The organism is Kitasatospora sp. NE20-6 (assembly GCF_045862635.1).
In genome coordinates, this window is record NZ_BPRL01000050.1 from 63,081 (window position 1) to 80,987 (window position 17,907).

The window sequence follows — 17,907 nt, forward strand, 5'->3', positions numbered from 1 at the left end:
GTTTTCGAGGCTTTCATCGACGCAGGCTATGATTTACACATGATCGACTTGAGTCGGTTGCGTGTGCTGGTGGCCGTCGCCCGTGAAGGTTCGATCACGGCGGCGGCGGAGGTGCTGCACTACGCCCAGCCGTCGGTGAGCCATCAACTCGCCAAGCTGGAGGCGGAGGCCGGCGTGCCGCTGCTGCAGCGGATGGGCCGCGGCATCCGGCTCACCGAGGCCGGCCGGCTGCTGGTGGACCGCGCCGAGTCGATCCTCGCGCAGGTCGAATCGGTGCACGCCGAACTGGACGAGCTCGCCGGGCTGCGCGCCGGCCGGGTCCGCCTGGCCGCCTTTCCCTCGGCGATGGCCACCCTGGTACCGCTCGCGGCCGCGCGCATCTCCGCCCAGCACCCCGGCATCCAGCTGACCTTCGTCGAAGCCGAACCACCGGACGCGCTCAGCGCCCTGCGCAACAACGACGTCGACGTGGCGCTGATCTTCGAGCACGGCGATCCGCCCCAGCGCGATCGGCGCGACACCACCATGACACCGCTCCTCGACGAACCGCTGTACATGGTCACACCGGCGGACCGCTCCTGGGACGGGCCCCTGGCGGAGCTGGCCACCTACGCCGAGACCCGCTGGATAGCCGGGTGCGAACGCTGCCGCGAGAATCTCGTCGCGGCCTGTGGACGGGCCGGGTTCTCGCCGGTCGTCGAGTTCGAGACGGACGACTACGTCGCCGTGCAGGCACTCGTCGCGGCCGGGCTCGGCGTGAGCCTGCTGCCCGGGCTCACCCTCCTCGCCAACCGGCATCCCGGCGTCAGGCTCGAACGGATCTCCGGCATGCGCCGACGGGTCGTCGCCGCCGTGTACGGCAAGCCGCCCGCGTCCCAGCCCGCCCAGGTGCTCCTCGACGCGCTCGGCGCGACCGTCTCCGAGCCCGAATGGCCCTCCTGACCCCGGATCCGCTCCGCCTCACCGGCTGTACGTCCGTGGCGCCGATCCGGCTCCTGCCGACGGTATGTGACCGGAAGCGGTAGGTGGCCACAGAGATGGTCACGTGGGCAGGTGGAGGATCGAACGGGCCAGTGCTGCGGGGGTTCGTCACGGAGAGTCCGGCCTCACGGAGCCGAGGGCCGGGCGTGCCGGGCGACCTTGACCACGACCAGGCTCATCGCCTTGTTCAAGATGACGGCCGACAGCGCGGCGGAGCCGAACACGCCGATCAGCAAGGGCAGCCGGAACTCCGCGTCTCCCAGGCCGATGATCCCGCCCATGGGTGTGTAGTGACCCTGCGGTGCGGATCCCCGGGTCACGATGGTCGGAACCGGATGGTCACGCTGCTTGCAACCTGTGGTGGATTGCCGTTCATGGTGGAACCGGTGGCGGTGCGGAGCGTTGCCCCGGGCGCCGGAGTGCCGGCCGGGGCGGCGGCCGCCGTCGATGAACCTGTTCGAGACGCGCGGGCGAAACGACCTCACCCCGGCGGGTGACGACCGCCGTGCACTTCACCAGGGCACGACGCCGGCGTCGTCGAAGAACTGGCCTGTGGGGCCGTCGTCGGGCAGGGTCGCGAGTGTGATGGCGATGGCCGCGCCCTGTTCGGGGGTGCGCACGCCGCGGAAGCCGTTGAGGTCGGTGGCGACGTAGCCGGGGCAGCCGGCGTTGATCAGGATGTTCGTGCCGCTCAGCTCCCGGGCGTACTGGAGGGTGACGGCGTTCAGGAACGTCTTCGACGGCGAGTACGCCGCGGCCACCGGACCCGTGGTCAGCTCACCGGCGGTTCCTGACTGCCGGGCGAGGGAGCCGACACTGCTGGACATGTTCACGATCCGCGGTGAGGCGGAGCGGCGCAGCAGCGGCATCATCGCGTTGGTGACGCGGATGACGCCGATGACGTTGGTCTCCACGACCGTGCGGATGGTGGCGGGGTCGACGCGGGTGGGCTCCTGCGGCATGCCGCCGGTGATGGCGGCGTTGTTGACGAGCACGTCGAGGCGCCCGGCCTGTTCCTCGATCAGCCGTGCGGCGGCGGTCGCGCTCGCGTCGTCGGTCACGTCCAGCGGTACGCCGAACGCGTCGACGCCGGCCGCGCGCAGTTGCTCCACCGCGGTCCTGCGGCGCTGATCGTCGCGGGCGCCGACGCCGACGCTCCAGCCGAGGGCGCCCAGGCCTGCGGCGATCTCGTAGCCGATTCCCTTGTTCGCGCCGGTGACCAGCGCAATCGTTCGTTCGCTCATGGGGACCATGCTGCTGTCGGACCCGGCGGGGGTCCAGGACCGATTGGGTGGGCGGCGATACCGTCCGGGTATTGATCCGGAGTACCGTGGCCGGATGGAGACCAGGGAACTGCGCTACTTCGTCGCTGTCGCCGAAGAGTTGCACTTCGGGCGCGCCGCGCAGCGGCTCGGGATGGCACAGCCGCCTCTGTCGCGGGCGATCCAGCAGCTCGAACGCCGGCTCGGGGCGGCGCTGCTGGACCGGACCAGCCGCACCGTCACGCTGACCGAGGCCGGCTCGGTACTGCTGGCCGAGGGCCGGGCGGCCCTCGACGCGGTCGACGCGGCCGAGCGCCGGACCCGCCGCGCCGCCCTTCCCGCGGCCGGCCGCCCCGGTCTGGTCCTGGTCACGAAGGCCAGCGCGTCCCGCGAACTGCTGGCGAAACTGCTGGACGCGTACGCCGCCGAACCCGGCGCGGTCCCCGTCGACGTCATCCTGTGCGGCCCGGCCGAGCAGGGACGATTTCTGCGCGAGGGCCGGGCCGACGTGGCGCTGCTGCACCGGCCGTTCGACTCGACGGCCGGGTTCCACACCGAAGAACTCGACACGGAGGGTCAGGTGGTGGTCCTGCCGGCCGGGCATCCGCTCACCGTCCGGACCCATGTGCACATGGCCGACATCACCGGGCTGCCGGACCTGCCCCTGCCGCGCTGGCCCGACCCCGACGGCACCTACCCGCCCGGCCCCGGCCCGCAGGTCCGCGACCACGCGCAGCTGTTGCAGCTCGTCGCGCTCGGCCGGGCCTGCGCGGTCTCACCGGAGTCGTGCCGAGCTCAACTGCACGGCGACCTCGCCGCCGTGCCCGTGCTGGACGCGCCGACAGTCACCACCGTGATCGCCTGGCCGCCGCACAGCCGCTCCAGAGCCGTCGCCGACCTTGTCCGGACCGCGACCCGTCTCCGGTAGTTCCGCCATGCCCGGCCGGGTTCCACCTGCCGTGTCCCGGCCCGCCGTTACCGACGGTGATGGGCATCGCGATCGCCGTCCATCGCCGTCCATCGCCGTCCATCGCCGACGGTCGCAGGAGGGGGCGGGCCGGGTGCTGCCTCCGCCCTGAAAACAAGCATGCATGCTTGATTTATCTCGGGCCGGGTGCCACGCTGCTGCACGACCAGGGCAGGGGAGGCGGGCCGTGCTGCGGATCGGCAATGCGTCAGGGTTCTACGGCGACCGGTTCGCCGCGTTCGAGGAGATGCTCACCGGGGGGCCGCTGGACGTCCTCACCGGCGACTACCTCGCCGAACTCACCATGCTCATCCTCGCCCGCGACCGCCTCAAGGACACCGCCCTCGGCTACGCCAGGACGTTCCTGCGGCAGGCCGAGACCTGCCTCGCCCTCGCCGCCGAGCGGCGCGTCCGGCTCGTCGTCAACGCGGGCGGCCTCAACCCCGCCGGCCTCGCCGAGGCGGTCGGCGCACTCGCCGCCCGGCAGGGCCTCGACCTGAAGGTCGGCCACGTGCTCGGCGACGACCTGCTCGACCGGGCCGCCGAGTTCGGCCCCCGGCCGGGCCTGCTCGCCGCCAACGCCTACCTCGGCGCCGCCGGGATCGCCGCCTGCCTGCGCGGCGGCGCCGACGTCGTCGTCACCGGCCGCGTCACCGACGCCGCCCTCGTCGCCGGGCCCGCCATGGCGCACTTCGGCTGGACCCCCGACGACCACGACGCACTCGCCGGGGCCGTCGTCGCCGGGCACGTCCTGGAGTGCGGCGCCCAGGCCACCGGCGGCAACCACTCGGCGTTCCGCGAGCACCTCGGCGCGCAGGCGGACCCCCGCCCGGGCTTCCCGCTCGCCGAGATCCACGCCGACGGCAGCTGCGTCGTCACCAAGCACCCCGGCACGGGCGGCGCCGTCACCGTCGACACCGTCACCGCCCAGCTCCTCTACGAGACCGCCGGCCCCCGCTACGCCGGGCCGGACGTGACGGCGCGCCTCGACTCCGTACGGCTCACCCAGCAGGGCCCGGACCGGGTGCGGATCGAGGGCGTGCGCGGCGAGGCACCGCCGCCCACCCTCAAGGTCGGGCTCAACCGGCTCGCCGGCTGGCGCAACGAGGTCGTGTTCGTGCTCACCGGCCTCGACATCGAGGCCAAGGCCGACCTGGTGCGCCGTCAGCTCGCCGCCGGCCTCGCGAAGCCGCCCGCGGACCTCCGCTGGACCCTCGCCCGCACCGACCACGCCGACGCCGACACCGAGGAGACGGCGTCCGCCCTGCTGCGGCTCACCGTCCGCGACGCCGACGAGCGGGCCGTCGGCCGGGCGCTGACCGCCGCCGCCGTCGAGCTCGGCCTCGCCTCCTACCCGGGCTTCCACCTCACCGCTCCGCCCGGGCCGGGCACCCCGTACGGGGTCTTCGAGAGCGCCCACCTCGACGCCGGGAGCGTGCCGCACACCGCGGTGCTGCCCGACGGCCGCCGCCTCGCGATCGCCCCGCCCGCCCTCACCCGGGCGCTCGCGCCGCTGCCCGCCCCGCCGCTGCCCGCCCCGCCGCCCGACGGCCCCACCCGGCGCGCCCCGCTCGGCCTCGTCGCCGGCGCCCGCAGCGGCGACAAGGGCGGCGACGCCAACCTCGGCGTCTGGGTGCGCACCGAGGACGCCTGGCGGTGGCTGGCCCACACCCTCACCGAGGACGTGCTGCGCCGGCTGCTGCCCGAGACCGCGGGGCTCGCCGTCGAACGGCACCTGCTCCCGAACCTGCGCGCCGTCAACTTCACCCTGCCCGGCCTGCTCGGTGACGGCGTCGCCTCGCAGGCCCGCTTCGACCCGCAGGCCAAGGCACTGGGGGAGTGGCTGCGCTCCCGGCACCTCGACATCCCGGAGGCCCTCCTGTGACCGTCCTCGCGAGCCGCCTCGACCCCGGCGGCCCCGACCACGCCGCCCACCGCGCCGCGATGCTGGAGAAGCTCGCCGCCCTCGACGCCGAGCACGCCAAGGCCCTGGCCGGCGGCGGCCCGCGCTACGTCGAACGGCACCGCACCCGCGGCAAGCTGCTCGCCCGCGAACGCATCGAGCTGCTCGTCGACCCGGACTCGCCGTTCCTCGAACTCTCCCCGCTCGCCGCCTGGGGCAGCGACTTCCCGGTGGGCGCCGCCCTCGTCACCGGCATCGGCGTGATCGAGGGCACGACGTGCGTCATCACCGCCAACGACCCCACGGTGCGCGGCGGCGCCAGCAACCCGTGGACGCTGCGCAAGGCCCTGCGGGCCAACGAGATCGCCCTGCAGAACCGCCTGCCCCTCGTGAACCTCGTCGAGTCCGGCGGCGCCGACCTGCCCAGCCAGAAGGAGATCTTCATCCCCGGCGGGGCGCTCTTCCGCGACCTCACCCGGCTCTCCGCGGCGGGCATCCCGACCGTCGCGGTCGTCTTCGGCAACTCCACCGCCGGCGGCGCGTACGTGCCGGGCATGTCCGACCACACCGTGCTCGTCCGCGACCGGGCGAAGGTCTTCCTCGGCGGGCCGCCGCTGGTGAAGATGGCCACCGGCGAGGAGGCCGACGAGGAACGCCTCGGCGGCGCCGACATGCACGCCCGCACCTCCGGCCTCGCCGACCACGTCGCCGAGGACGAGCCCGACGCCTGCCGCGTCGCCCGCCGCATCGTCAGGCGCCTGCACTGGCGCCGCCACGGCCCGCTGCCCGACACCGCCGCCGAGCCGCCGGCGTACGACGAGGAGGAGCTGCTCGGCATCGTCCCCGGCGACCTGCGGGTGCCCTTCGACCCGCGCGAGGTGATCGCCCGGATCGTCGACGGCTCGGACTTCGACGAGTTCAAGCCGCTCTACGGCACCAGCCTCGTCACCGGCTGGGCCACCCTGCACGGCTACCCCGTCGGCATCCTCGCCAACGCCCGGGGCGTGCTGTTCAGCGCCGAGTCGCAGAAGGCCGCGCAGTTCATCCAGCTCGCCAACCAGCGCGACATCCCGTTGGTCTTCCTCCACAACACCACCGGCTACATGGTCGGCGAGGCCTACGAGCAGGGCGGCATCATCAAGCACGGCGCCATGATGATCAACGCCGTCTCCAACTCCCGCGTGCCGCACCTGTCGGTGCTGATGGGGGCGTCCTACGGCGCCGGCCACTACGGCATGTGCGGGCGGGCCTACGAGCCGCGCTTCCTCTTCGCCTGGCCGAGCGCCAAGTCGGCCGTGATGGGCCCGCAGCAGCTCGCCGGGGTGCTCTCCATCGTCGCCCGCCAGTCCGCCGCCGCGAAGGGACGGCCCTACGACGAGGACGCCGACGCCGCGATCCGCGCCATGGTCGAGCAGCAGATCGAGGCGGAGTCGCTGCCCGCGTTCCTCTCCGGCCGCCTCTACGACGACGGCGTCGTCGACCCGCGCGACACCCGTACCGTGCTCGGCCTCTGCCTGTCCGCCGTGCACAGCGGCCCCGTCGAGGGCGCCCGCGGCTACGGCGTCTTCCGGATGTGAAAGGTGCAGTCGTGATCACCTCAGTGCTGGTCGCCAACCGCGGCGAGATCGCCCGCCGGATCTTCCGGACCTGCCGCACCCTCGGCATCGCGACCGTCGCCGTCCACTCCGACCCGGACGCCGACGCGCCGCACGTCCGGGAGGCCGACCGCGCCGTCCGGCTGCCCGGCGCGGCGCCCGCCGACACCTACCTGCGCGCCGACCTCCTCGTCGCCGCCGCCCGAACGGCCGGGGCCGACGCCGTCCACCCCGGCTACGGCTTCCTCTCCGAGAGCGCCGCCTTCGCGCAGGCCGTCCTCGACGCCGGACTGACCTGGATCGGCCCCCCGCCCGCGGCCATCGCCGCGATGGGCTCCAAGACGGCCGCCAAACGGCTCATGGCCGACGCCGGGGTGCCCGTCCTCACCGTCGGCGACCGGCCCGGCGAGGCCGACCTGCCGCTCCTCGTCAAGGCCGCGGCCGGCGGCGGGGGCCGCGGCATGCGGGTCGTCCGCGACCTCGCCGACCTGCCCGCCGCGCTCGCCGCGGCCCGCGCCGAGGCACTGGCCGCCTTCGGCTCCGACGAGGTCTTCTGCGAGCCGTACCTGCCCGACGGCCGCCACGTCGAGGTGCAGCTGATGGCCGACACCCACGGCACCGTGTGGGCCGTCGGCGACCGCGACTGCTCGCTCCAGCGCCGCCACCAGAAGGTGATCGAGGAGGCCCCCGCCCCCGGCCTCCCCGCCGCCCTGCGGGAACGGCTGCACCGCGCCGCCGCCGACGCGGCCCGGGCGATCGGCTACACCGGCGCGGGCACCGCGGAGTTCCTGCTCGCCCCCGACGGCCGGCTCGCCTTCCTGGAGATGAACACCCGCCTCCAGGTCGAACACCCCGTCACCGAGTGCACCACCGGCCTCGACCTCGTCGCCCTGCAGATCGCCGTCGCCGAGGGCGAGCCGCTGCCGCCCGGGCCGCCCGCCACCACCGGCCACGCCGTCGAGGCCCGGCTCTACGCCGAGGACCCGGCCCGCGACTGGCAGCCGCAGACCGGCACCGTGCACCGCATCGAACTCCCCGGCGTGACCGCCGAGTTCACCACCGACCCGGCCGCCACCGCCGGGCTGCGCCTCGACTCCGGCGTCACCGACGGCTCCACCGTCACCGTGCACTACGACGCCATGCTCGCCAAGGCCGTGGCCTGGGCACCCACCCGCGCGGCCGCCGCCCGGCGCCTCGCCGACGCCCTCGCCCGCGCCCGCCTGCACGGCCCCGCCACCAACCGCGACCTCCTCGTACGGGCCCTGCGCCACCCCGCCTTCCTCGACGGCCGCCTGCACACCGGCTTCCTCGCCGAACACGCCGCCGACCTCACCGCGGACCCCGCCGCCGACGGCAAGCACACCCCGCTCGCCGCGCTCGCCGCCGCCCTCGCCGACGCCGCGGGCCGCCGCACCGCCCTGCCCCCGGGCTGGCGCAACCTGCCCTCCCAGCCGCAGGTCAAGCGCTACCGCACCGCCGACGGCACGGAGACCGAGGTGCGCTACCGGCAGACCCGCACCGGGCTGGACGCCGCTGACCACCCCGGCACCCGCCTCCTCACCGCCGCGCCCGGCCGGGTCGTGCTGGAGACCGGCACCCTGCGGCAGGTCTTCGACATCGCCGTGCACGGTTCGCAGGTGTACGTCGACGGGCCGTCCGGCGCCACCGTCCTGACCGCCCTCGACCGCTTCCCCGACCCGGCCGTGCGCACCGACCCGGGAGCCCTGCTCGCCCCCATGCCGGGCACGGTCGTCCGCACGGCCGTCGCGGCCGGCGACACCGTGGCCGCCGGCCAGCCCCTGCTCTGGCTGGAGGCGATGAAGATGGAGCACCAGGTCGCCGCGCCCGCCGCCGGGCTGCTCACCGAACTCCGCGTCGTGCCCGGCCAGCAGGTCGAGCCCGGCACCGTCCTCGCCGTCGTCCGGCCCGCCTGAACCGCCCGGACCGGCACCCGCCCGAACCGCCCACCCGCCCGGACCGACACCCTCCCGAACCGCCCGAACCGCCCGGAAGGACAACCCGCATGTCCGCACCGCGCACCACCGCAGGCACCCTCGTCGAGACCCCCGAGCAGCAGGCCCTGCGCCGGGCCGTCGCCGCCCTCGCCGCCCGCTTCGGCCCGGCCTGGTTCCAGGAGAAGGCCCGCGCCGGCCAGTACGCCGACGAGTTGTGGGCGGAGGCCGGCAAGCTCGGCTACCTGGGCGTCAACCTGCCCGCGGAGTACGGCGGGGGCGGCGCCGGGATCACCGAGCTGGCCATCGTGCTGGAGGAGCTCGGCGCGGGCGGCTGCCCGCTGCTGATGCTCGTCGTGTCGCCCGCGATCTGCGGCACGGTGATCGCCCGCTACGGCACCGGGGAGCAGCGCCGCCGCTGGCTGCCGGGGCTCGCCGACGGCACCCGCCGGATGGCGTTCGGCATCACCGAGCCCGACGCCGGCTCCAACTCCCACCGGATCTCCACGGTCGCCCGCCGTGACGGCGACGACTGGCTGCTGACCGGCCGCAAGGTGTTCATCTCCGGGATCGACCACGCCGACGCGGTGCTCTTCGTGGCCCGCACCGAGGACGCCCGCACCGGCCGCCTCAAGCCCGCCCTGTTCGTCGTGCCGCGCGACACCCCCGGCTTCGAGTACCGGCCGATCCTGATGGACATCGTCGCCGCCGAGAGGCAGTTCCAGGTCTTCCTGGACGACGTCCGGCTGCCCGCCGACGCGCTGGTCGGCGACGAGGACGCGGGGCTGCTGCAGCTCTTCGCCGGGCTCAACCCGGAACGGATCATGACCGCGGCGTTCTCCATCGGCGCGGCCCGCCGGGCCCTCGACACCGCCGTCGACTACGCCCGCACCCGCACCGTCTGGGACACCCCGATCGGTGCCCACCAGGGCATCGCACACCCGCTCGCGCAGTGCGCCGTGGAGGTCGAGCTGGCCCGGCTGATGATGCAGAAGGCCGCCCACCTCTACGACGCCGGTGACGACGCGGCGGCCGGCGAGGCCGCCAACATGGCCAAGTACGCGGCAGGGGAGGCCGCCTGCCGCACGGTCGACCAGGCGGTGCAGACCCTCGGCGGCAACGGCCTCACCCAGGAGTACGGCCTCGCCGCGCTCCTCACCGTCACCCGGGTCGGGCGGGTCGCGCCGGTGAGCCGGGAGATGGTGCTCAACTACGTCGCCCAGCACACCCTGGGCCTGCCCCGCTCGTACTGACCGCCCCGCGGCTCCCGACTCCCGCTCCTCCCGGCCACCCGGTGGGCCCGGTGCGCCCGGCGCCCGGGCGGCGGCGCACAGGATCGGCGGTGCACGCCCTCTGGGCCCCGGTGCGGAAACCGGGCACGCTGTCACCGAGCGACTCGGCCACCCCCGAGGACGAGCCCCCACCACCCACCGGAGGCATGCATGGTGTTCCGCAGCGACCATCCCGACATCGAGCCGCTCGACCTGCCCATCCACGACGCCGTGCTCGGCGACCTGGACGGCCGGGCCGGCCTGCCCGCCCTCGTCGACGGCATCACCGGCCGCTCGCTCACCTACGCCGAGCTCGACCTCGCGAGCCGCCGCACCGCCGCCGGGCTGGCCGAGGCCGGGGTGCGGCAGGGCGACGTCGTCGCGCTGTACAGCCCCAACACCATCGCCTACCCGGTCGCCTTCTACGCCGCCACCCGCACGGGTGCCACGGTCACCACCGTCAGCTCGCTCGCCACCGCGGGCGAGCTCGCCGGACAGCTCCGCGACAGCCGGGCCCGCTGGATCATCACCATCGCCGCGTTCCTGCCGGTGGCCACCGCGGCGGCCGCCGCCCTCGCCGCCGACGGCAGCCCGATCGCCGAGATCTTCGTCTGCGACCCGGCGTCCGGCCACCGCACCCTCGCCGAGCTCGCCGCCTCGACGGCGCCCGAGCCCGCCCCGCGGATCGACCCCGCCGTGGACCTCGCCGTGCTGCCGTACTCCAGCGGCACGACCGGCCTGCCCAAGGGCGTCATGCTCACCCACCGCTCGGTCGCCTCCAACCTGGCGCAGACCGACGCGGTGCACGCCACCGCCCCCGGCGAGCGGATCATCGCCGTGCTCCCCTTCTTCCACATCTACGGCCTCACCGCGCTGCTCAACCATCCGCTGCGCTGCGGCTCCACCGTCGTCGTGCTGCCCCGCTTCGACCTGGAGCAGTTCCTGCGGACCATCCAGGACCAGCGCATCGAGGGCGTCTTCGCCGCCCCGCCGATCGTGCTCGCCCTGGCCAAGCACCCGCTCGTCGACCGTTTCGACCTCTCCTCCGTGAAGTACGTGCTGAGCGCCGCCGCACCGCTCGACGCCGACCTCGCCGAGGCGGCCGCCCGCCGTCTCGGCCTGCCCCGCATCCACCAGGGGTACGGCATGACGGAGCTCTCGCCGGTGACGCACGTGGTGCCGCTGGACGACCCGGCGCCGCCGCCCGGCACGGTCGGCCGGATGGTCGCCTCCACGGAGCTGCGCATCGCCGACCTCGACGACCCCGCCACCGACCTGCCCGCCGGGCAGCGCGGCGAGCTGCTCTTCCGCGGGCCGCAGGTGATGAAGGGCTACTTCGGCCGGCAGTCGGAGACCGACGCGATGATCGACGAGGACGGCTGGCTGCACACCGGCGACGTCGGCTACGTCGACGAGGCCGGCTACCTCTTCGTCGTCGACCGCGTGAAGGAACTCATCAAGTACAAGGGCTACCAGGTCGCCCCCGCCGAACTGGAGGCGCTGCTGCTCACCCACCCCGAGATCGCCGACGCCGCGGTGGTCGGCGTCACCGGTGAGGACGGCACCGAGCGCCCGAAGGCATATGTCGTGCGCGCGCCGGGCAGTGAACTGACCGGGGACCAGGTCGAGGCGTACGTCGCGGCGCAGGTGGCCCCCTACAAGAAGGTGCGGGCGGTGGAGTTCCTCGACGCCGTTCCGAAGTCCGCGAGCGGCAAGATCCTGCGACGGGAGTTGCGGGCCCGCCCGCAGTCCAGCGGGGCAGGCGCGATCTGAGAGGATCGGCCCGTCCCGTCCCCCGCCATCGGAGAGCCAGGCCATGAACGCCCACGCCGCCACGCTGCGCACCCCGCAGCAGGACCGCAGCCGCGCCACGCGCCGCCGCCTGCTGGAGGCCGCCGTGGAGTGCCTGGCGGAGGTCGGCTGGCAGGGGTCCACGGTCGCGGTCGTCGCCGAGCGGGCCGGGGTGACGCGGGGCGCGGCCCAGCACCACTTCCCGACCCGCGAGGACCTCTTCACGGCCGCCGTCGAGCACGTCGCGGACGAGCGGCTCGCCGCGGTGCGCGCCAGTGCGGAGCAGCTGCCGCCGGCCGGTCCCGGCCGGACGGAGGCCGTCGTCTCCATGATCGTCCGGCTGTACACCGGCCCGCTGTTCCGCGCCGCCCTGCACCTGTGGGTGGCCGCCGCCACCGAGGAGGCGCTGCGGGAGCGGATCGTCGCGCTGGAGCACCACGTCGGCCGGGAGTCGCACCGGGCCGCCGTGGAGTTCCTCGGCGCGGACGAGGACGTGCCCGGGGTCCGCGAGACCGTCCAGGCCACCCTGGACATGGCCCGCGGCCTCGGCCTGGCCAACCTGCTCACCGACGACGGCCCGCGCCGCGCCGGCATCGTCCGCCAGTGGGCCGGCCTCCTGGACTCCGCGCTCACCGCCCCGGCCGGCCCGGCCCCCGACGCGGGGAGACCCGGATGCTGAGCCCTCCGGCACCCCGCCCGGCCCGGCCGGCGACGAGCAGTCGCCGACCGGCCGGGCTTTGTGCAGTCTGGTGGGGACCGGATTGGCCGGCCTCCCGTAGGGAAGGTACCGGGCGGGTGAGTTCCTGATCATGCACGGATTCGACTGGATCGCCGAGGACGGCGCCGGCCGCGCGGAGGCGGGTGCCGCCTCCGCGCGCCTGGGCGGCCACCGGCTCGTACCGCTCGCCACCGCGCTGCTGGAGGCCGACGGCCGCATCCTGCACTGGAGCGCCGAGGCCGAGGAACTCACCGGACACCCCGCCGACCGCGCCGTCGGCGCGTACGCCGCGCGGCTGCTCGCCCCCGAGGGCATGCGGGCGAAGGTGCACGAGCTGTTCCAGGAGATCATGGCGGGCTCCGGCTGGTCCGGGGTCCACGCGATCCGCCACAGCGACGGCAGCAGCGTCGAGCTGGAGTTCCACACCTACCCGATCGCCGGGCCCGGCGGGCAGCCGCTGCTGCTCGTCACCGCCTCCGACGTCCGCACGCTGCGCCAGGTCGAGGCCGACCTCGCCGTGCTGGACGGCCTCTTCAACCAGTCGCCGATCGGCATGGCCGTCTACGACACCGACCTGCGGTTCGTCCGCCTCAACCACGCCCTCGCGAAGATCAACGGGCTGACCGTCGACGAACACCTCGGCCGCCGCGTCTCCAGCCTGCTGCCGGGCCTCAACAGCGCCGAGGTCGAGGCCGTCATGCGGCAGGTGCTCACCACCGGCCGCCCGGTGGTCGACGCCCGCTCGCACGGCCGCACCCCCGGCGACCCGCGCCGCGACCGCGCCTGGTCGGCCTCCTACTTCCGCCTGGAGGACTCCACCGGCCGGGTGCTCGGCGTGAGCTCCAACCTCATCGACGTCACCGAACGGTTCCAGGCCGAGGCCCGCGCCGCCCGCGCGCAGGAGCGCCTCGCCCTGCTCGCCGAGGCCACCGCCCGGATCGGCACCACCCTCGACCTGCAGCGCACCGCCGAGGAACTGATCGAGGCCGTCATCCCGCGGTTCGCCGACTTCGCGACCGTCGACCTGCTGGAGCCCGTGCTCCGCGGCGAGGAGCCCGCCCCGATCCACCCGGAGCGGCCGGTCCTCGTCCGGGCCGTCGCCGTCGGCGAGGCGTACGAGGCCGGGCTGACGCGCGCCGCGGACGCCGTCGGCGCCACCACCGAGTACGACGCCCAGCGGGTCTACACCCAGTGCCTGCGCAGCGGCCGGCCGCTGCTGCGCTCCCACGTCGACGAGGAGGTGCTGCGCGGCCTGGTGCCGACCTCGGACCGCGTCGCGCCCGGCGTCGAGGCCGGCGTGCACTCCTACCTCATGGTGCCGGTGCTCGCCCGCGGCATGGTGCTCGGCGGGGCGGAGTTCGTCCGCACCCGCAACCCCGAGCCGTTCACCGCCGCGGACGTCGCCCTCGCCGAGGAGCTCGTCGCCCGCGCCGCCCTCGCCATCGACAACGCCCGGCTCTACCGCCGCGAGCGGGAGACCGCGCTCACCCTGCAGCGCAGCCTCCTGCCGCAGGAGATCCACCGCACGCTCGGCCTGGAGATCGCGCACCGCTACCTGCCGAGCAGCCTCGTCTCCGAGGTCGGCGGCGACTGGTTCGACGTGGTGCCGCTCTCCTGCGGGCGGGTCGCCCTGGTCGTCGGCGACGTCATGGGCCACGGCATCCGCGCCGCCGCCACCATGGGGCAGCTGCGCACCGTCGCCCGCACCCTCGCCACCCTCGACCTGCCGCCCGAGCAGGTGCTGACCCGGCTCGACGAGACGGCCAGCGCCATCGGCGAGGGACAGTTCGCGACCTGCGTCTGCCTCGTCTACGACCCCGTCGACCGCACCTGCCTGGTCGCCTCGGCCGGCCACCTGCCCCCCGTGCGGGTCGCCGCGGACGGCTCGTCCAGCCCCGTCGACCTGCCGCCCGGCCTGCCGCTGGGCGTCGGCGGCGCGACCTTCGAGAGCATCGAGTTCACCCTGCCGGTCGGGGCGACGGTCGCCCTCTACACCGACGGCCTGGTCGAACGCCGCGGCCAGGACCTCGACGTGGGCATCGGCCTCCTCGCCCGCACGCTGTCGGGGCGCTCCCGCACGCTGGAGGAGAGCGCCGACGCGGTGCTCGCCACGCTGGTCGCCGACGGCACCGACGACGACATCGCGATGATCCTCGCCCGCGCCCTTCCGGTGCCCGCCGAGCGGATCGCCACCCTGCACCTCACCGGGGAGGGGCCGCTCGCGTCGCAGGCCCGGCGCTTCGCCCGGTCCACCCTGCAGGCCTGGGGGCTCGCCGTGCACGCCGACTTCACCGAACTCATGGTCAGCGAGCTCGTCACCAACGCCCTGCTGCACGCCGACGCCCCCCGCCGCCTGCGGCTCTACCGCGACGACCGCACGCTCACCGTCGAGGTCGCCGACGCGGGCGGGCACTCGCCGAGGCTGCGCTCCTCCGCCGAGCACGACGAGGGCGGCCGCGGCATGCACCTCGTCAGCGAACTCGCCCACCGCTGGGGCACCCGCCCCACCAAGGAGGGTAAGGTCGTCTGGGCGGAGATCGAACTCCCGCTCAGGGCTGGCGGCTGACGGGCGGGTCCGGTCAGGGGCAGTGGATGCCGCTGCCGTCCAGTGCGCTCGTGGCGGTGAGGGCGTACGTCCGTGCGGTGGGGTCGTACCGCAGCTCGGCCGTGACGGGGCTGCCGTCGACCGTCCGGGTCCAGCAGCGGTCGAAGGTCTCGACGGCGCCCGTGCCGGATTCCCGCAGGTGCGCCACCCAGCCGGACCGGGCCGCCTCGGCGTCGTAGTGGGCGGCGAACTCCCGCTCGCCGGTCGTGTACGCGTAGACGACGGAACTCTCGGCGTAGCCCGCGTACTCGCTGAACCTGCCGTCCTCGCAGGAGGACTCCACGGCCCCGAGCGGGGTGGTGCCCGCCGGGTGCGAGGAGAGCAGCCGCAGGGTGTCCGGGTGGCCGGGGGCCTTCGCTGCCGCGACGGAGCAGCCGGGGCGCAGCACCTCCGGCAGGTACAGCACGGACGCTGCCACCGCGGCGGCCGTGAGCGCGACGGCGGTCGCGAGGCGGGCGGATCTCTTCTTCACACTGGGTCCTGGGGTCGGTGAGGGGACGGGGCGGCGACACGGGTCCTGAGACCGGTGGGACGGTCTCCTGGTGGCCGGCGGTTCCGCATGGACCCTGACGGGCCCGCGTCGGGCCCGTCAGGCCGGGCGCGGCACCAGGAGCCGCAGTGCGCCCGGTGCCACCCGGACGTCGACGGGCAGCGGGCCGATGTACTCGCCGTCGGCGTACGCGGTGATGCCGGGTGAGTCGATGCGCAGCGAGGCCGTCCGGTGGGTCTCCACCTCCTCGTGGCGGACGTGGGTGCCGCTGAAGACCGACGGGAAGAACCGGGCCACCCGGTGCCGCGGCATGGCCCGCACCACGGTGACGTCGAGGCCGCCGACGCGGGCGGGCACTCGCCGAGGCTGCGCTCCTCCGCCGAACAGGACGAGGGCGGCCGCGGCATGCACCTCGTCAGCGAACTCGCCCACCGCTGGGGCACCCGCCCGACGAAGGAGGGCAAGGTCGTCTGGGCGGAGATCGAACTCCCGCTGCGCGCAGAGTAGTCCGGGCCGGACGCCACCGGGGCGCGCTCGTGCCGCGACCGGGAATCCGCGGACCTCATCCGGTCCGGGCGGCCGTCGGGCGGAGTAGCCTGGGATTCACCGGGACACGAAGGACCGGCAAGGCGATTGTAGGAGGTGGAACATGAGGCTCGGCGAAGCAGGAGCCCTGATTCTGCGGTCCGCGATCGCCAGGGTCTCCGCCGGGTGACCGGCGGGGACGGTGGGATCGCTCGGACGTAGGGGGCACAGGGACAAATCCTGTTGTACAGGCCGGTATCGACGCAGGGCGTGGGCCGTTTCCGTGAATGTGCGGAAGCGGCCTTTTTGGCCGTCCGGCACCGGCCCGGGGCCCCGGTGCCGGATCGACGCGCGGGCGCGTGAAGTGCGCTGGAGGCCTTTCCGGTTGACCAGGGGGAAACCGCTGCGCCGGATGGCGCCCGGCCGGTGACGACCAGGAGTAACCTGGGCACTACCGAAGGCACCTCGCATGCCGGCACCGGACACTGGCGTCGTCTCCGGCGCACGGCAATTCCGGATCCGGCCCTCGGGCGGACCCTGAGACAGGTCGTCGACCATGTCCACCATCCTCGATCCCGCAACCTCGCCCCTGGCCGCAGCAGCCGCCCCGATACGGCTCTCGCTGGCGCCCGACGGTGTCCGACCCGGCCGCCTCGACGGCGCCTGGTGGCCCCGGTCGCGTGATCTTCTCCTCGAAATCCCCGCCCTCGCCGCGGAGCTGGACGCACGGTGGGGCCGGGTCACCCGGATCACCGTGAATCCGGCGCAGTGGCCGGTCGTCCCGCGGCGCATCCCGGTCGCCGGGCGTTCGGTGCATGCCGGCTGGTTCACCGTCGAACAGGACGAGCACATGATCATGGTGTGCTCGTACACCCCCCGGCGGCTCGACCTGCTGGTCGTGCCGCCGTCGACGGACCCGGTCGAGGCCGTCCGGCTGATGGCCCGTGCCGCGGACCCGGCCAACACCTGCACGGCGAGCGCACTGCTCGCGGAGGGCATGGAGAGCGCGTCCGCCCAGGCGGGGCCGGCCGGTCCCGTGGACGCGCCGGAGGCGCGGGGCCTCCGCTCGGGCTTCCTGCCGTCGGCCGCCGCGCCCGGCGACGTTCCCGGCGACGCCGGGCGGCGCGAGGCCGTGGCCCGTACCCGTGCCGCGACGTGGCCGACGCCCGCCTGACGGCCTGACAGCGCTCCGGCGCATCCCCCGCCCGGGACGGCCGGGCGGGGTGGCCGTCCGGGGGCCGAACGGCTCACCCGCGTGACCACTCCGTCCGGGCCAGGGGCTCGCCGACGGTCGCGTCGCCCTCCCAGACGCACACCCTGATCGCCCGGGGCCCCGGTGCAGGCCGGGACAGCGTGCGCACGAGGACGTCCCGCACGTGGTTGGCCGCCCGCTGGGGCGGCCCGTCGTACTCCAGCGGGTTCGGAATCGGCGAACCCTCCTGGCGGGACCAGTGCCCGTGGTCGTCCTGGGTCTCCAGGACCCATCGGTAGTGCCGCATGCCGGCCTCCTGGGTGCCGATCCGAACGCGAGCCCGCCCCGGTCACGACCGTAGGTGCGGCACGGCCCCGCGGCGACCGGGGGGCCGGGCCGGCCCCGCGGACGCGCCCGTCAGGCCGGGCGCGGTACCAGGAGCCGCAGTGCGCCCGGTGCCACCCGGACGTCGACGGGCAGCGGGCCGATGTACTCGCCGTCGGCGTACGCGGTGATGCCGGGTGAGTCGATGCGCAGCGAGGCCGTCCGGTGGGTCTCCACCTCCTCGTGGCGGACGTGGGTGCCGCTGAAGACCGACGGGAAGAACCGGGCCACCCGGTGCCGCGGCATGGCCCGCACCACGGTGACGTCGAGG

The 17,907-nt window shown here is 74.8% G+C and carries 15 protein-coding genes and 1 pseudogene; 10 read left to right on the top strand and 6 right to left on the bottom strand.

Translation table 11 applies throughout. The annotated features are described in order from the left end of the window. The first annotated feature begins 39 nt into the window (after positions 1-39). The gene (locus SNE206_RS28935; RefSeq protein WP_407916459.1) at positions 40-942 is read left to right on the top strand and encodes a LysR family transcriptional regulator; all 903 of its coding nucleotides are present in this window, start codon (positions 40-42) and stop codon (positions 940-942) included. 164 nt (positions 943-1,106) lie between these two features. Here SNE206_RS28935 and SNE206_RS28940 read toward each other — a convergent pair whose 3' ends face one another. Beyond that, a complete protein-coding gene (locus SNE206_RS28940) occupies positions 1,107-1,262 on the bottom strand; it encodes a hypothetical protein (protein WP_407916460.1) in 156 nt (51 codons plus the stop codon). A 231-nt stretch (positions 1,263-1,493) separates the two neighbouring features. Next, a complete protein-coding gene (locus SNE206_RS28945; RefSeq protein ID WP_407916461.1) occupies positions 1,494-2,225 on the bottom strand; it encodes an SDR family NAD(P)-dependent oxidoreductase in 732 nt (243 codons plus the stop codon). A 94-nt stretch (positions 2,226-2,319) separates the two neighbouring features. Between SNE206_RS28945 and SNE206_RS28950 the strand changes: the two genes are divergently transcribed. From SNE206_RS28950 to SNE206_RS28985, 8 genes are all read left to right on the top strand, one after another. Further along, positions 2,320-3,171, top strand: a complete 852-nt coding sequence (locus SNE206_RS28950) for a LysR family transcriptional regulator (protein WP_407916462.1) — start codon at positions 2,320-2,322, stop codon at positions 3,169-3,171. Positions 3,172-3,397: 226 nt separating this feature from the next. Beyond that, positions 3,398-5,095, top strand: a complete 1,698-nt coding sequence (locus SNE206_RS28955; RefSeq protein ID WP_407916463.1) for an acyclic terpene utilization AtuA family protein — start codon at positions 3,398-3,400, stop codon at positions 5,093-5,095. Further along, the gene (locus SNE206_RS28960; RefSeq protein WP_407916464.1) at positions 5,092-6,690 is read left to right on the top strand and encodes an acyl-CoA carboxylase subunit beta; all 1,599 of its coding nucleotides are present in this window, start codon (positions 5,092-5,094) and stop codon (positions 6,688-6,690) included. Before SNE206_RS28955 ends, SNE206_RS28960 begins: the two co-directional genes overlap by 4 nt. An 11-nt stretch (positions 6,691-6,701) precedes the next feature. Beyond that, positions 6,702-8,642 carry a biotin carboxylase N-terminal domain-containing protein gene (locus tag SNE206_RS28965; protein WP_407916465.1) on the top strand — a complete coding sequence of 647 codons (1,941 nt, stop codon included), beginning with the start codon at positions 6,702-6,704 and terminating at the stop codon, positions 8,640-8,642. Between the two features lie 89 nt (positions 8,643-8,731). Further along, a complete protein-coding gene (locus SNE206_RS28970) occupies positions 8,732-9,913 on the top strand; it encodes an acyl-CoA dehydrogenase family protein (RefSeq protein WP_407916466.1) in 1,182 nt (393 codons plus the stop codon). A gap of 189 nt (positions 9,914-10,102) precedes the next feature. Next, the gene (locus tag SNE206_RS28975; RefSeq protein ID WP_407916467.1) at positions 10,103-11,704 is read left to right on the top strand and encodes an AMP-binding protein; all 1,602 of its coding nucleotides are present in this window, start codon (positions 10,103-10,105) and stop codon (positions 11,702-11,704) included. 43 nt (positions 11,705-11,747) lie between these two features. Continuing rightward, positions 11,748-12,401 carry a TetR/AcrR family transcriptional regulator gene (locus SNE206_RS28980; protein ID WP_407916468.1) on the top strand — a complete coding sequence of 218 codons (654 nt, stop codon included), beginning with the start codon at positions 11,748-11,750 and terminating at the stop codon, positions 12,399-12,401. 130 nt (positions 12,402-12,531) lie between these two features. Then, complete coding sequence (locus SNE206_RS28985) at positions 12,532-15,006, top strand: SpoIIE family protein phosphatase (RefSeq protein ID WP_407916469.1); 2,475 nt, start codon at positions 12,532-12,534, stop codon at positions 15,004-15,006. Positions 15,007-15,019: 13 nt separating this feature from the next. Here SNE206_RS28985 and SNE206_RS28990 read toward each other — a convergent pair whose 3' ends face one another. Then, a complete protein-coding gene (locus tag SNE206_RS28990; protein WP_407916470.1) occupies positions 15,020-15,517 on the bottom strand; it encodes a hypothetical protein in 498 nt (165 codons plus the stop codon). A gap of 117 nt (positions 15,518-15,634) precedes the next feature. Beyond that, positions 15,635-15,892 (bottom strand): hypothetical protein, encoded by a 258-nt coding sequence (locus SNE206_RS28995; RefSeq protein WP_407916471.1) that lies wholly within the window; start codon positions 15,890-15,892, stop codon positions 15,635-15,637. Positions 15,893-16,616: 724 nt separating this feature from the next. On the opposite strand from SNE206_RS28995, the gene SNE206_RS29000 reads away from it, so the two are divergent. After that, positions 16,617-17,234 (top strand): DUF5994 family protein, encoded by a 618-nt coding sequence (locus SNE206_RS29000; protein ID WP_407916472.1) that lies wholly within the window; start codon positions 16,617-16,619, stop codon positions 17,232-17,234. 73 nt (positions 17,235-17,307) lie between these two features. On the opposite strand, the gene SNE206_RS29005 is transcribed toward SNE206_RS29000, so the two are convergent. Then, positions 17,308-17,559, bottom strand: a complete 252-nt coding sequence (locus SNE206_RS29005; RefSeq protein WP_407916473.1) for a hypothetical protein — start codon at positions 17,557-17,559, stop codon at positions 17,308-17,310. A 110-nt stretch (positions 17,560-17,669) separates the two neighbouring features. Beyond that, positions 17,670-17,907: pseudogene (locus tag SNE206_RS29010) on the bottom strand (sphingosine kinase); the annotation flags it as partial.

Excerpts from the sequence above, each read along its gene's own strand:
- SNE206_RS28935 (WP_407916459.1), top strand. The coding sequence starts at position 40 with ATGATCGACTTGAGTCGGTTGCGTGTGCTGGTGGCCGTCGCCCGTGAA.
- SNE206_RS28940 (WP_407916460.1), bottom strand. The coding sequence starts at position 1,262 with ATGGGCGGGATCATCGGCCTGGGAGACGCGGAGTTCCGGCTGCCCTTG.
- SNE206_RS28945 (WP_407916461.1), bottom strand. The coding sequence starts at position 2,225 with ATGAGCGAACGAACGATTGCGCTGGTCACCGGCGCGAACAAGGGAATC.
- SNE206_RS28950 (WP_407916462.1), top strand. The coding sequence starts at position 2,320 with ATGGAGACCAGGGAACTGCGCTACTTCGTCGCTGTCGCCGAAGAGTTG.
- SNE206_RS28970 (WP_407916466.1), top strand. The coding sequence starts at position 8,732 with ATGTCCGCACCGCGCACCACCGCAGGCACCCTCGTCGAGACCCCCGAG.
- SNE206_RS28975 (WP_407916467.1), top strand. The coding sequence starts at position 10,103 with ATGGTGTTCCGCAGCGACCATCCCGACATCGAGCCGCTCGACCTGCCC.
- SNE206_RS28980 (WP_407916468.1), top strand. The coding sequence starts at position 11,748 with ATGAACGCCCACGCCGCCACGCTGCGCACCCCGCAGCAGGACCGCAGC.
- SNE206_RS28985 (WP_407916469.1), top strand. The coding sequence starts at position 12,532 with ATGCACGGATTCGACTGGATCGCCGAGGACGGCGCCGGCCGCGCGGAG.
- SNE206_RS29000 (WP_407916472.1), top strand. The coding sequence starts at position 16,617 with ATGTCCACCATCCTCGATCCCGCAACCTCGCCCCTGGCCGCAGCAGCC.
- SNE206_RS29005 (WP_407916473.1), bottom strand. The coding sequence starts at position 17,559 with ATGCGGCACTACCGATGGGTCCTGGAGACCCAGGACGACCACGGGCAC.